Origin of the sequence: Thiothrix lacustris DSM 21227 (assembly GCF_000621325.1) — a bacterium.
GTDB classification, from domain to species: Bacteria; Pseudomonadota; Gammaproteobacteria; order Thiotrichales; family Thiotrichaceae; genus Thiothrix; species Thiothrix lacustris.
Genome location: NZ_JHYQ01000029.1, coordinates 16,526 through 30,140, shown reverse-complemented (window position 1 = coordinate 30,140; position 13,615 = coordinate 16,526). Strand labels below are relative to the sequence as shown.

12 protein-coding genes are annotated in these 13,615 nt (G+C 52.2%); 7 read left to right on the top strand and 5 right to left on the bottom strand.

Annotated features, from left to right (window positions below; all coding sequences use genetic code 11):
• Window positions 1-9: 9 nt before the first annotated feature.
• The 4 genes from Q394_RS21620 to Q394_RS0114050 all read right to left on the bottom strand — a co-directional run bounded on the left by Q394_RS21620 (window position 10) and on the right by Q394_RS0114050 (window position 5,337).
• On the bottom strand, window positions 10-1,707 hold the full coding sequence (locus Q394_RS21620; RefSeq protein ID WP_028489828.1) for a glycoside hydrolase family 26 protein: 1,698 nt from the start codon (window positions 1,705-1,707) through the stop codon (window positions 10-12).
• A 92-nt stretch (window positions 1,708-1,799) separates the two neighbouring features.
• On the bottom strand, window positions 1,800-3,575 hold the full coding sequence (locus Q394_RS0114060) for an N-acetylglutaminylglutamine amidotransferase (RefSeq protein ID WP_028489827.1): 1,776 nt from the start codon (window positions 3,573-3,575) through the stop codon (window positions 1,800-1,802).
• Between the two features lie 51 nt (window positions 3,576-3,626).
• Window positions 3,627-4,742, bottom strand: a complete 1,116-nt coding sequence (locus Q394_RS0114055) for a helix-turn-helix domain-containing protein (protein WP_028489826.1) — start codon at window positions 4,740-4,742, stop codon at window positions 3,627-3,629.
• Window positions 4,735-5,337 carry a hypothetical protein gene (locus Q394_RS0114050; protein WP_028489825.1) on the bottom strand — a complete coding sequence of 201 codons (603 nt, stop codon included), beginning with the start codon at window positions 5,335-5,337 and terminating at the stop codon, window positions 4,735-4,737. Before Q394_RS0114050 ends, Q394_RS0114055 begins: the two co-directional genes overlap by 8 nt.
• Window positions 5,338-5,570: 233 nt before the next feature.
• Between Q394_RS0114050 and Q394_RS0114045 the strand changes: the two genes are divergently transcribed.
• Entirely contained in the window at window positions 5,571-5,822 is a 252-nt protein-coding gene (locus Q394_RS0114045; protein WP_028489824.1) for a type II toxin-antitoxin system Phd/YefM family antitoxin, read from the top strand.
• The gene (locus tag Q394_RS0114040; protein ID WP_028489823.1) at window positions 5,819-6,073 is read left to right on the top strand and encodes a Txe/YoeB family addiction module toxin; all 255 of its coding nucleotides are present in this window, start codon (window positions 5,819-5,821) and stop codon (window positions 6,071-6,073) included. The genes Q394_RS0114045 and Q394_RS0114040 overlap by 4 nt, the downstream gene beginning before the upstream one ends.
• A 33-nt stretch (window positions 6,074-6,106) precedes the next feature.
• On the opposite strand, the gene Q394_RS0114035 is transcribed toward Q394_RS0114040, so the two are convergent.
• The gene (locus tag Q394_RS0114035; protein ID WP_156946881.1) at window positions 6,107-7,231 is read right to left on the bottom strand and encodes a peptidase associated/transthyretin-like domain-containing protein; all 1,125 of its coding nucleotides are present in this window, start codon (window positions 7,229-7,231) and stop codon (window positions 6,107-6,109) included.
• A 140-nt stretch (window positions 7,232-7,371) separates the two neighbouring features.
• Here Q394_RS0114035 and Q394_RS0114030 point away from each other — a divergent pair, with 140 nt between their 5' ends.
• From Q394_RS0114030 to Q394_RS0114010, 5 genes are all read left to right on the top strand, one after another.
• Entirely contained in the window at window positions 7,372-8,061 is a 690-nt protein-coding gene (locus Q394_RS0114030; RefSeq protein WP_038141626.1) for an ABC transporter ATP-binding protein, read from the top strand.
• Between the two features lie 26 nt (window positions 8,062-8,087).
• Window positions 8,088-9,272, top strand: coding sequence for a PDC sensor domain-containing protein (locus tag Q394_RS20480; RefSeq protein ID WP_211248818.1), 1,185 nt, complete (start codon window positions 8,088-8,090; stop codon window positions 9,270-9,272).
• A 1-nt stretch (window position 9,273) separates the two neighbouring features.
• The gene (locus Q394_RS0114020; RefSeq protein WP_028489820.1) at window positions 9,274-11,679 is read left to right on the top strand and encodes an ABC transporter permease; all 2,406 of its coding nucleotides are present in this window, start codon (window positions 9,274-9,276) and stop codon (window positions 11,677-11,679) included.
• Window positions 11,669-12,778, top strand: a complete 1,110-nt coding sequence (locus Q394_RS0114015) for a lipocalin-like domain-containing protein (protein ID WP_028489819.1) — start codon at window positions 11,669-11,671, stop codon at window positions 12,776-12,778. Before Q394_RS0114020 ends, Q394_RS0114015 begins: the two co-directional genes overlap by 11 nt.
• 110 nt (window positions 12,779-12,888) lie before the next feature.
• Window positions 12,889-13,473, top strand: a complete 585-nt coding sequence (locus tag Q394_RS0114010) for a superoxide dismutase (RefSeq protein WP_028489818.1) — start codon at window positions 12,889-12,891, stop codon at window positions 13,471-13,473.
• Window positions 13,474-13,615: the final 142 nt, after the last annotated feature.

The window sequence follows — 13,615 nt, the reverse complement described above, 5'->3', positions numbered from 1 at the left end:
TAATACTCATTAGTATGATTGAGGCTGTTGACTGGCTGGAACATACATACCGCCAAAATACTCACTGTTATTAACGGCTGTCCCGTAGGCCGCAGCCCCAGTGTGGCCAGTGCCGTTGAGTGCCCAGTGCAGGGTTTTATCCTGATTGAACCACAAGAGGGCGCGGATACGTGGAAAGCTCAGCTCTATGCTGGTAAACATATCGCTTATCCAAGCTTCTTTGCTTTCATCTGCATCGCTGTTATCCCCATCTAGCCCTGCCGTAGGGTTAGGCAAATCGCTGGCTTCAGCGGAGGCAACTTCGGCTATCATGACCGGTTTGCTGGGGTACTGTGTGGTCAATAGGTTATAAGCAGGTTCGACCAATTGACTGAAGCTGCTCCAACGCGAATATTTCATGTTACTACCCCAGTTATAGATGTCGATAGCAGTCCAATCCACATAGGCATCTCCAGGGTAGTAGCGTGTGGGATCATTAATATCATCAAAGCTGAAGTTATTCATGCACCATACCCACTCCACATTTTTCACCTGAGCGGCGTTGAAAAGATCATGAATGTGCTGCCATGCCAGCCGGTAATTCTCAGGATCATTGCCCCAAGCGTACCATTTGCCGTTGAATTCATGGCCAAAGCGTATCAGCAACTGCGGTTGTTGATCGGTTGGGTAATTGGCTTGCCAAGTTTCTAATCCGGCAATCCAGGTATTGATGTAGGTATCCCACTTACCCGCGACGATAGCGGGCAGCAGGTTGGTCATGGGTTGGCTTTGCGATTCTGGCATCCACGTAATCAGTGGGGTGGCATTACGGCTATAGGTTTGTTGGGCAAGTACGCCGAGGCTTTGCCAGTTACTATCAAACGTGCTGAAAATATTGACTAAGCTGAGCGGCGTGTTGGTGTCTGCATTAAACTGATCGATTATTTGCGTATTCCATGCATCCCCCGGAATATAAGCGCCTAGGGCGACACGTGATTGACCGCTGAAAGGTTTGAGCGTCAGTTTGATGGTGTCCGTAGCGCTGTTGCCCTGAGAGGTTTGTACGGTCAGGGCAAAGGTCAGTATTGTATCTTGACTAACGGCCGGTGTTTGTAGGCGTAGGGTGGGGGAATTGGCATCCATTAGGGTAGCCTGTATTCCAGTGTTATCTGTTTGTTGCCAGCGATAGGTCAGGGGCAGTTTCTTGCCACTGGCATCATAAGCGCTTGAACCCTCGTTGTACCCCTTGCCGGATAGGTTGATTGTGCTGTTTGCATTCACCATCTGGTCGCCACCGGCATTGGCAATCGGCCAGCTATTTGACCAGTAAGTGAGTTTGACCGTTGCCGGGAGGGATGTCAGGTCGCCATCAGTAGCCGTAAACGTGAAGCTGTCTACGCCGATGTATTTGATGGTAGGCGTATAGGTGAAAGTGCCCGGCTTATTACTCACAGGGCTAAGTTTGCCATAATGTGGCTGGCTGGTAATGGTGTAACTCAGGGCATCATTATCGGGATCAGTCGCGTTGACTGTCAGGGTTTGTACGCTGTTATAGGTCAGGGTTAACGGGGTACTGTTGGCGACAGGTGTCCGATTATCTGGAGTGGCAAGGTTTTGATCGGACGTGATATTGGCGTCCGAGTTAGGTAGGTTGGTAGCGCCACCGCCGCCGCAAGCGGTCAACAGGTGGCTAATAAAGAGTAATACGGTCAATAGTTGTATGCGCATAACTTGGTCAATCTTCTGTGTTTTTATTATAATTAGACTTTAACGTATTTATTTGTGATTGATCAATTCGTCATGATGTGTGGTTAGTCACTTTAGAGATTCTGCCGCTGCAACCACATCTCCAACGCCGCCATGTGCCACAGCTTACTGCCCTGAATCCGCGTTAAGTGTGCCTCGGGTGAGGCCAGCACTTTGTCGATATAGCTACGCTGATACAAACCCCGTTCGCGACACGCTTGCGAATCCAACAAATCGCGCATCATATCCAGAAATTCGCCGCGTACAAACTTGAGCGCAGGCACGGGGAAGTACCCCTTGGGGCGGTCGATCACGCTATCCGGCACGTGCCCGCGTGCAATCTGTTTCAGCACATATTTGCCGCCGTCGCGCAGTTTCAATTCAGTCGGCATTTGCGCGGCGAGTTCCACCAGTTCGTGGTCGAGGAACGGCACGCGAGCTTCCAAGCCCCATGCCATCGTCATGTTATCCACGCGCTTGACTGGATCGTCGACGATGAAGGTGGTGGTGTCGGCGCGTAATACCGCATCCAGCGTTTCTTCCGCATCGGGCGATTCCAGCAGTTCGCGCACCAATTCGCTGGTGTAATCGCGGGTCTGGAACGGGGTTTGCAGCATTTCTGCCATTTCAGAATGGTCGCGGTCGAAATAATACGGAGCGAGGCGTTGCAGCATGTCGGGGTGGGTCGAGGCGTGCGCTTGCGGATACCAGAAATAGCCGCCGAAGACTTCATCCGCGCCTTGCCCGGATTGCACCACTTTCACATGCTTGGATACTTGTTCGGAAAGCAGGTAAAAGCCAATCGCATCCTGCCCGAACATCGGTTCCGCCATATTTTCCACCGCTTCCGGCAGGCGCGACAGGGTTTGTTCGTTGGGGATGTGGAATTTGTGGTGGGTGGGGTTGAAGCGTTCTACCACCGCGTCGGAATATTCGTATTCGCTGCCTTTTTCTTCCGGCTGGTCGTCGAAACCGATGGTGAAGGTGCGAATGTCTTTGATGCCAATTTCGGCGAGCAAGGCGACCAATAGGCTGGAATCGAGGCCACCGGAAAGCAGCACGCCCACGGGTACGTCGGCGATATTGTTGCGGCGGCGCACGGCGGTTTTTAACGATTCGTGTATTGCGTCGATCCATTCCTGTTCGGTGCGCGGCTCGGCGGGGCGACGTGCCACCAGATTCCAGTAACGTTTCAGCTCTTGGCGTCCGTCAGCGTGGATGGTGAGGCTATGCGCGGGTTGCAGCTTGCGGATGCCGTTCAGCACGGTGCGTGGGGCTGGCACAACGGCGTGTAGGGAAAACAGGTTGTGGATTGCCAGCGGGTCGAGGCTGGTATCAATCCCCGGCGTGGTCAGCAGGGCTTGCGTGTTGGAGGCAAAGCGGAAACGTTTGCCGTCGGCGGCGTAGTACAGCGGCTTGATGCCCATGCGGTCACGTGCCACGAATAGCGTTTTCTTGTGCATGTCCCAGATGGCGAAAGCGAACATGCCGTGCAGGTGTTTGGGCGCGTCTTCGCCCCATTCCGCGTAGGCTTTGAGGATGACTTCGGTATCGCCTTCGGAGAAGAAGTGGTGGCCTTTGGCTTTCAGTTGCGCCCGCAGTTCGGGGTGGTTGTAGATCGTGCCGTTGAACACCAGTGCCAAACCCGATTCCGCGTCGACCATCGGCTGACTGGATTTGTACGACAGGTCGATGATTGCTAGGCGGCGATGCCCAAACATTAAGCCACCGTCGGAAAAGCTGCCTGCGTGGTCGGGGCCACGCTTTTCGAGCTTCGCCATCATGCTGTTGAGGTATTTCAGTTCGGGGAGTTGCCCGTCGAGGCGTAGTTCACCGCAAATTCCACACATTTTTTGAATTCCGAGTTAAATAATCATATATTAATTTAGAAAGATCAGATTCTATCGGGCAAGAGATAAGCTTCTGACATTATTATGCTTTACTTGTTTTGATAAATCGAAGCCAGTTAATTGAGCAATGATTTTCTCAGAAATTCCAAGTTTTTCAGCGATCCCATAAATTGAAATATTCATGTCTTGATATAAGATATCCAATGCTGCCGATAATATTTCTGGATGCTCATTGGGTATTTTATCATCGAAGTGCTCTGTTTTTGTTTGTCCACTTTTATTTAAATAGACATTGGCGCTTCGAAATTGCTGTGCTGTCAACAAACCAAGATAGTATGCTCTATACATAATAGCTCTAACACTCATCTTCCAGCGTAGTTTCAGAGCATAGACTTTATCCCAGTTTATTCTAATGTTGCCAACACAACCGTGAAACTCCCTTATGAATGCTGCACGTGGAAAGAGGAATGCACTTGCAAAAGCATTTGCTTCAGATTCAGTTTTTGAACAGCCTGTTTCTACACCCTGATGCAGAACTATATGGGCAGTTTCATGTGCTAAATCAAAGCGCATTCTGCATATGCTTTCCTTGGCATTATTACGAACAATAATAGGTCTGTTTCTATTTATTGACAAGGCATCTACCTTATCTGAAACACCATCAAAACATGTAATTACAGCACCTGCATTTTCCAAAACTCTAATCATATTTGAAATAGGAGCATCATTTCCTAATCCCCAGTATCTCCTGCATTCTTCAGCAGAACGTTCTATATCTTCTGCTGTTAGTACATTCGAAATATTGATATCAGGAAAGTCAATATGAGGTAACTCTAGATTTCTATCGAGAATATGTACTAATTGCTCAAAAATGGTTCCTAATGCAAGCACCCTATTTGAAAGGTTCACGGGCGTAGTTCTTCTCTTTCTAAAGTGGCATTGCTCAGGCTTTACATCATTTGCCAATGGTATGTAAAAAAATTTTTGAGTTACATGTAAAACTTCAGCAATAGCCGCTAATGTATCATCTGCGGGTTGCTTAATGCCACTTTCTAATTGGTGAATAAATTGCCTGCTAACAATAACTAAATCGCCTAACTCTTGCTGAGTTAGACCATTCATTAATCTTGCCAGTCTTACTTTTTCGCCAAAAAATTCTTTATTCATTTTTTATTGCATCATCCTTGAATATTTTTGCTCTTAAACGATTAGCGGCTGAGTCAAGCTCAATACCATCAGATGGCATGTGGTTTACATCAGATATTAATGTGATAGAACCACGAATAGGAATTTGCCAATTGATAACAATTTCCCCTATCTCCGTATAGCCAACAAAATAAGCGCGTTCAATCAATCCTTTAAAGTTTGCATCTAAAATACAAAACCAAATTAGCTCATTGTCTGAATTTTTAGGGTGAAAAAGCTCAATTTGATTGAGTGCTTCGGGTGAGCGTAATAATTTCCCTGATGGTAGTTTTTCTGGTTCTCCTTTCCAAAATCGAACAGGTATCGAACCTACTTTGAGCGTAAATCTTCTATCTTCTGTTAGAACACCTAACCATTCAAAACCTAGTTGTCCAGCTTTGTCTATGCAGTGGCTTCTTGAGCACTCGTATGCCCTGAAGCCTAAAGATTTTCTCGTATCACCGAGTTCTGGGTTATGTAAATCAACAACATCAGCCCTCACCTCAGCTAGCATATTTGCAAGCTGGATCAGTCGTTCTTGTTGAAGATCTGGGTTAACGTCCCATGGGTTCATCATGCTTTTTTACCTTAGTTGTGTCGCATACGCATATAGATAGTGTATCTGGATGATAGTATGCTTTTTTGTTATTTTGTCAACCATTGTTATATTTGTAAATCGAGTTATGAGGTTGCAACTAGATTCTCCAGATAGGCGTTGATGATCAAGTTATGAATTTGCACTTTGATATTGTGTTGACTATACATCTAGCCTATAGTTTACGTACATTATCACGTACAGGTTGATTGACCATGAACGCCATCTCCTACACCGCTGTGCGAGCGGAACTCGCCAAAACGATGGATCGGGTCTGCGAAGATCACGAACCCATCATCATTACCCGCAACCGCGAACAAGCCGTCGTCATGATTTCGTTGGAAGATTACAAAGCGATGGAAGAAACCGCCTATTTGTTGCGTAGCCCAGCTAATGCCAGCCGCTTGCTGGAATCCATTGCTGAATTGGGGCGTGGGAATGGGCAAGCGCGAGAGTTGCTGGAATGAGGATAGTTTTTTCATCCAAAGCGTGGGAAGACTATTTGTACTGGCAGCAAGCCGACAAGAAAATCCTGAAACGCATCAATGAGTTGATCAAGGCGATTTCCCGCGAGCCATTTGAGGGTATCGGTAAGCCCGAACCGTTGCGGCATGGCTTGTCCGGCTATTGGTCACGACGGATCAATGATGAACATCGCTTGGTCTACAAGGTGGAAGGTGAGGATTTACTGATCGCTATGTGCCGCTACCATTATTAAAGATGTCGGGCTAGCTAAAGCCCGACAGTTTCTTTAATTCGTCAAATGTTTCTGCAATTCTTCCTGCAACTTCTGCATCAGCATGTCTTCGACATTTTGGGGTTGCTGCTGCTGTTGCTGGAGGTTATCCATTGGTGGCATTTGCGGCTCTGGCGCTTGGCTTTGCCCGCTTACACCTCGGATATTGAAGGTGTGTGTGCTAATTTGTCCCGGTTGTACAGTTAGGGATTTATAGCCTTGAAATCCTTGGAAATCAAAGCTGACGACAAATTCTTGTGAGGGCAGTGTAAATTCTGCTAGCGAAACATTATTGACCCGCTTAACCACGCTGCCATCGAGCTGGGCAATCGTAAAGTTTACCTTGATAGGGCTGCCATCATCCGCAGAGAGTGCAACGACACGTAGTCTTCCTTCTCTTTGGCCGGGTTGTTGTGAGGGGCTGGGTGGAGCACGCGTGATCGGTGGTGGTGCAACAGGTGCGGGGGCGTTGCTAGCAATGGCTGGCAACGGGAAAATTTCGTTGACTACTGCACCATCCGGTACGTTGATATTGCGTGATAAGCTGCCATAGCCTTCCGCCCGTACCGTGATTTTGTATTTGCCGGGTTTGAGGCTAAACACCGCTTTGTTGGTGTAAGTGGCCTTGTCGATATTCGCGCCATTGGTTTGCTGCACGTAAACATTAGCCTTGAGGGTTTTACCGTTCTCGGTCTGGGCGACGATTTCCAGTCTGCCGGTTTGGCCTACGATAGGTTGTTGCACGGGTTTAGGTGGCGTAGTTGGTGTTGGCGTAGCAGCAGGTGCTGTGGTGACATCAGGGGTGGAGGGTTCTGGTGCTGTCCGCGTGGTGGCGGCAGGAGGGGGTGTTTCCTCGGTAGGCGTGCTGGTGGGGCTTGGCTCTTTGGTCTCGGGTTCGCCGACCAGTTCAACCTTGGTATCGTCTTCCACCGGCTTGTCGTTTTGTGGACTTGTTAGGCGTTTGTTGTCCGTCAGGGTGTCGGGTGAGGGCAGATTGGCATTGGGCATGAGCATGGGTTGTTCCCAACCGTCGGCGCTGGGGGGGGCGTTTGCTGGGTCGGTGGGTAGCAGGCTTTTGATTCCCAGCAGGGCTAGGACGATCAATAAACCGCCCAATATGAATTTTGTCATTCCGCTCATGTCGCTTCTCGTTCATCATCAATGTGGGGAGGATAGCAGAAAGTTTCTGCTTGCCCATTCCATTGATGGGCTGAAAGGTATTTTACCGCCGCTGGTGTTCCGTGTTACACCTGCTTTTTCGACTTTAGGGACGGACTGTTATGTTGTTACAGGCAACACACCTTCATTATGCTTATCCTGAGGCAGGCCGCGAGCACACCGTGTTGCGCGATGTTAGCCTGAGTTTGCAAGCAGGTGAACACGTGGCCTTAGTCGGTAGCAGCGGCTCGGGTAAGTCTACTCTGTTGAACCTGTTGGGGGGAATTGATGTGCCTGCGACAGGGGATATTTACCTCGCGGGGAAGTCTCTGTCGCGTTTGCAAGAGCCGGAATTGACCTTGTTTCGCCGCCAACACATTGGGTTTATTTACCAGCAGTTCAATCTGATCCCTACCTTGACGGTGGCGGAGAATATTTTGTTGCCACTGGCTTTGCTGGGAATAGCGGCGGATGAGCAGCAGCAACGTTTACAGCATTGGCTGGAAGCGGTGCAATTGCCGACCCGTGGCGCGGCGTTTCCCGATCAGTTATCGGGTGGGGAACAGCAGCGCGTGGCGATTGCGCGTGCCTTGATTCACCGCCCCGCATTGGTGCTGGCGGATGAACCGACCGGGAATCTGGATGCAAAAACCGGCGCGTTGGTGTTGGATTTGCTGTTTTCATTGGCAGATGCGGCGCAACAAACGCTGCTGGTGGTGACGCACAGCCGTGCCGTGGCGGAACGTGCTGGGCGTATTGTGGTGATGGTGGATGGTTGCTTGCAGACAGGTGAGCAAGCCTTGGCGTGGTAAGGCCAAACAAGAAAACGAGGAATTTTATGACATTAAATACATTGCAACATTCGATCAATGCGCACCGTGCCTTGCTGTCGGATTTATTAGGCACGGCACTCAGCGATTATGCAGGCAGAATTTTGCCACATATCGGTGAGTCTGAGCGTCTGGATGAGTGTGTGCGCCGGGTATTCGGTACGCTGGACTACTGTAAGTACGTGTACGTGCTGGATGCCAATGGGGTGCAAATCAGCTCGACCGCCAACCGTTATGGCGTGGATGCTGAGTCGCGCGGGCGTGACCGTTCTGAGCGGCCTTACATGCAGCACATCAAGGATGCGAGCGTTGATTTCAATTTGTCGGAAGCCTATATCAGCCGTAATAAAAAGCGTCCGTCGGTGACGGCAATCCAGACGATTCGCGATGAGCAAGGGCAGCGCGTCGGGTTTCTGGGGGTGGATTACGATTTGCGCGAATTGCCGCATTCGGACGTGATTTACGAAGAACCCAGCCAGTGGCGGCAAATCAAGGGCGACCCGGCCATTCGCAGCGGTTTGTTCGCGCAGCAGCGGGTGGAAAGTGTGATGGATCGGCACATGGATACGGTGATGTCGGTACACGAGGCGCTGGTTCTGGATCAGGGCGTGCATCATTTTCAGGTGCACTTTTCCAGCAGCCGTACCACGATCTGGCATCGGGATGACCCGTATGTGTACCGTCTCTTGTCCAATGAAGAATTGATTGACCCGAATATTTGCTTGGCTTACCCGCGCCGCCCGTATTTTGAACGTGCCATTGTGCCCAAGGTGGATGTGGGTAAAGTGTTGCATCAATTCAAAGCCTTACGTTTTGCAGATGAGACCATTTACTTGCGCTCGGCTTCGCTGAATATTGTGAATGGGAAGGTGGGGCTGAATTTTTCCTGCGATGGTACGCATTATTTGGGGTATGACGAGTTTCTCGCGAAAGGGTTAGATTTCTGGTTTGGTGCAGATGATTTCCCACAAGCGGTGGTGCCTGCCGAGCCATTGGATAAGCCGCAATTGGATCATGTGGTGGAAGAAATTGCAGGCACAGGCTGTATGAAAGTCAACAAGGTGCTGTATGCGCTGGAAAAGGGCGATACCCCAGCACGCTTGGAGGCTTTCACCCCGGAGGAGCGTGATTATATTTACCACGAGCTTAAGTCGGTGATGGATGTGTACGACGGTGGCGTGTGCAGTATTTGACATGACTAGCAGCTTATTGACCCGTTCCAGTTGGCGGTTTTTCACCCGGCATCCCTGGCAGTTGTGGCTGACGCTGTTGAGCATTGCCTTGGGTACGGCGGTGATTCTGGCGGTGGATTTAGCCAACCAGAGTGCGGGGCAATCGTTCCGCCAGTCGGTGAATGTGTTGTCGGGGACGATGACGCACGAAATCACGGCAGTGCGTGGCACTATTCCCGATGATTTTTACCGGCAGTTGCGGGTGGAATGGGGTTATCGGGATGCAGCACCGGTGGTGGAAACCACGCGGGAGCGCGATGGGGTGGCGTATACCTTGCTGGGCATTGATCCGTTTGCCGCACCATTGCAGCAGGCGGCGGGCATGAAGGTGTCCAGCGAGGAAGCGCGGCGCTTGTTGAATGAGCCGGGGGCGATGCTGGAAGTACGGGCAGGTTTGCTGGTGACGGATATTGCCACGGCGCAAGGGGCAACACCGGGGCTTACCCGCATCGAGCTTACCCTTAGCGACGCCCAAGCGGCGGCCTTGCAAGCGCGTTTGCCGCCTTCCCTGAAGCTCGACTCTTTTGCTTCTCGCCAGCAGGTGTTTGCTCAGATGACGCAAGCGTTTAGCACCAACTTGCTGGCGATGAGTTTGCTGGCGATGCTGGTGGGGGCGTTTCTGGTGTACAACACCATGACGTTTTCGGTGTTGCAGCGGCGTTCGGGTTTTGCGATTGCGCGGATGGTGGGGGTAACGGGCGGGCAGTTGTTCCGTCATTTGTTGCTGGAAGCCGTGGTGTTGGGGGTGGTTGGCAGCGCTTGCGGGGTGGTGTTGGGCGTATTGCTGGGGCAGGGTTTGTTGGTGCTGGTGACGCAAACCATTAGCGATTTGTACGTGAGCGTGCGGGCGACGGATTTGTTGCTGACGCCAGCCTTATTGCTTAAAAGTGTGGGGATTACTTTGCTGGCGGTGTTGGTGGCGACGCTGGCTCCGGCCTTGGAGGCGGCGCGGGTGTCGCCAGTGCAGGTGCAGCGCCAGTCGACGCTGGAACAGGCGGGGCAGCGTGCCGGGGCAGGTTTAGCTTTGCTGGGTGTGCTGTTGATGTTGGCGAGTGGCGGCTTGATTGCGTATTCCGGTAAGCAGTTGGTGCTGGGGTTTGTGGGGCTGTTTTTGCTGATTGTGGGGTATGGTTTGGTCGTGCCATTGGTGTTGCGTTTTGCTTTGCGGGGTTTGCAGCGGGTGCGGGTGTTGCAGGCTTCCTTGTTGTGGCGCATGGCAGTACGTGGGGTGCAGGCGAGTTTGAGCCGTACCAGTTTGGCGATTATTGCGCTGACGGTGGCAGTGTCGGCAACGGTGGGGGTGAGCATTATGATTGGCTCGTTCCGCACCAGTGTGTCGGATTGGCTGGAAATGACCTTGAGTAGCGATTTGTATGTGTCGGCCACTTCAGAAGAGGCTTCGCGGGTGGATGGCGCGTTGAATCCGGCGTGGTTGGCGCGGGTGCAAGCCTTGCCGGGGGTGAAGGCGTTAAGTACTGGGCGCACGGCGCGGCTGACGGTGGAAGATTTCCCGATGCCGGTGCTGGTCTTGCAACCCAGTACGCACAGCGGGCGCGGTTTTGCGTTTCTGGAGGGCGATGCGGCGGCGATCTGGCAGCGTTTTCTGGCGGGCGAAGGTTTGCTGGTGTCGGAGCCGTTTGCGTACCACCAAGGCAAGCGGCGCGGCGATACGGTGCAGGTGACGAGCGAATTGGCGGGTAAGGTGAGGTTGCCGGTGTTGGGCGTGTTCCGCGATTACAGTGCAACGCAGGGCATGGTGGTATTGCCGCGCCCCTTGTACGAGCGTTATTGGGCGGATCGGGGGATTTCTTCGATCGGTATCCAAGTGGCTGAGGGGGCGGATGTGGCGGTCATCAAACGCCAGTTGCAGGCTTGGGCGGGGGAGTTGCAGCAGGCGGGGCAGCCGTTGGTGGTGCGTTCTAACCGCGATATTCGGGAGTTTTCCTTGCAGGTGTTTGACCGCACCTTTGTGATTACCAATGTGTTGCGGGTGTTGGTGATTATGGTGGCGTTTGTCGGGGTGTTCAGTGCCTTGATGGCCTTGTTTCTGGAAAAGGGGCGTGAGTTTGCGATTTTGCGGGCGACCGGGTTTACCCCACCGCAGTTGCAGCGGCTGGTGATGGGGCAGGCAGCCTTGATCGGTTTGCTGGCGGGGCTGTTGTCGTTGCCGCTGGGCTGGCTGATGTCGGTGGTGTTGATCGAGATTATTAACCAGCGTTCGTTTGGCTGGACGATGCAAACGCATGTGTTCGCGCTGGTGCCATTGCAGGCGATGGCGCTGGCGATGGTGGCGGCCTTGTTGGCAAGCCTTTATCCGGTACGGCGGATTGGACAGGCATCGGTGCGGGAGGGGTTGGATGGGCGTTAGGCTTGTTCTATTGGCTATGTTGCTGTTGGCGGGGTGTAGCAAAACACCCGAACCGGCGGCACTTGACCTGAATGCGGCGTTGGGCGGGGTGGCCGATGCTGGTTTCACCCGTGCGCTTGCCCCACGAACTTTTCAGTTTCCGCAAGACCACGCGGCACACCCGGATTTCCGTAATGAATGGTGGTATGTGACCGGGAATGTGCATACTGACTCGGGGCGACAGTTTGGCTATCAGGTCACGCTGTTCCGCATTGCGCTGTCGCCGGACAAGCCCGTTAGCCCGTCGGCATGGGCAACGAATCAGGTGTGGATGGCGCATGTGGCGCTGACCGATGTGCAAACCGGCGAGCATTTGCACGACCAGCGGTTTGCGCGGGGAGCGCTGGGTTTGGCGGGGCAGTCGTTGCAACCGTTCCGGGTGTGGCTGGAAGATTGGCAGATCGTCGGCGATGGTGCGGGGGAATTTCCGTGGGCAATTGCGTTGAAGGCTAAGGATTTCACCCTGAATTTGCAGTTACGCCCACAAAAGCCGCCCGTGTTGCAAGGCAATCAGGGCTTGAGCCAGAAAAGCAGTGAGGCGGGCAATGCTTCGTATTATTACTCGCTGACGCGCTTGCAGACTTTGGGTGAAATCTATCGTGATGGGCAGCGTTTCACCGTCACCGGCGAATCGTGGCTGGATCGGGAATGGAGCACCAGTGCTCTGGGTAAGGATCAGGCGGGGTGGGACTGGTTTTCGCTGCAATGGCAGGATGGGCATGACCTGATGTTTTATCGGCTGCGCAATAAGTCAGGGGCAACCGATCCGTACAGTGCGGGCAAGTGGGTGTTGCCGGATGGTACGGCGCAAACGCTGGGGCGGGAGGATGTGACGCTGAAGCCATTACGTTACTGGCAGGCGCACAGCGGCGTGAAATATCCGGTGGCGTGGGAAATGCATTTGCCACAGCAGGGGCAGCATGTGCGCATTGAAGCTTTGGTGGATGATCAGTTGATGCAGACGGGGATTACCTATTGGGAAGGCGCGGTGAATATCCGCGATGTTGCTAGCGGTAAACTGCTCGGGCAGGGCTATCTGGAGATGTCCGGTTACGAATGAACGGGCGATGACAATTCATCAAGCGAACACAGGCTTATTGCACGCTTGCCCCAAAATGGCCTATCTTACGCCCTGACCAAAAATCTTAACCATCAGAGGAGTAACAACTCATGGCTCATACATTGCCAGAACTGCCTTTCGCAAAAGACGCCCTTGCCCCACACATGTCGGCTGAAACGCTGGAATTCCACCACGACAAGCACCATAACGCTTATGTCACCAACCTGAATAACCTGATTCCGGGCACTCAGTTTGAAAACATGAGTCTGGAAGAGATCGTGAAGTCAGCTCCAGCAGGCGGCGTTTACAACAATGCAGCACAAGTTTGGAACCACACGTTCTTCTGGAACTGCCTGAAGCCAAACGGCGGCGGCGCACCCACAGGCGCACTGGCTGCGGCGATTGATGCGAAATGGGGTTCTTTCGACGAATTCAAGAAAGCCTTCACTGCGTCAGCGGTTGGCAACTTCGGTTCTGCGTGGACTTGGTTGGTGAAAAAAGCGGACGGTTCTGTGGAAATCGTCAACATGGGTGCTGCTGGCACACCTTTGACCACTGGCGACACGGCGCTGCTGTGCGTTGATGTGTGGGAACATGCTTACTACATCGACTACCGCAACCTGCGCCCTAAGTTCGTGGAAACCTTCCTGAACTCACTGGCGAACTGGGATTTTGCAGCGAAGAACTTCGCGTAAGCGTTAGTCTCACGTATGCAGTAAAAAGCCGGGCTTGTCCCGGCTTTTTTGCGTCTGTGGACACTACGTAGGTAGTCTAGTCATGATTACTTACGTGTTTATGGTGAGTGCATTACGTATTAATTATTATGTTTTTCAGTTA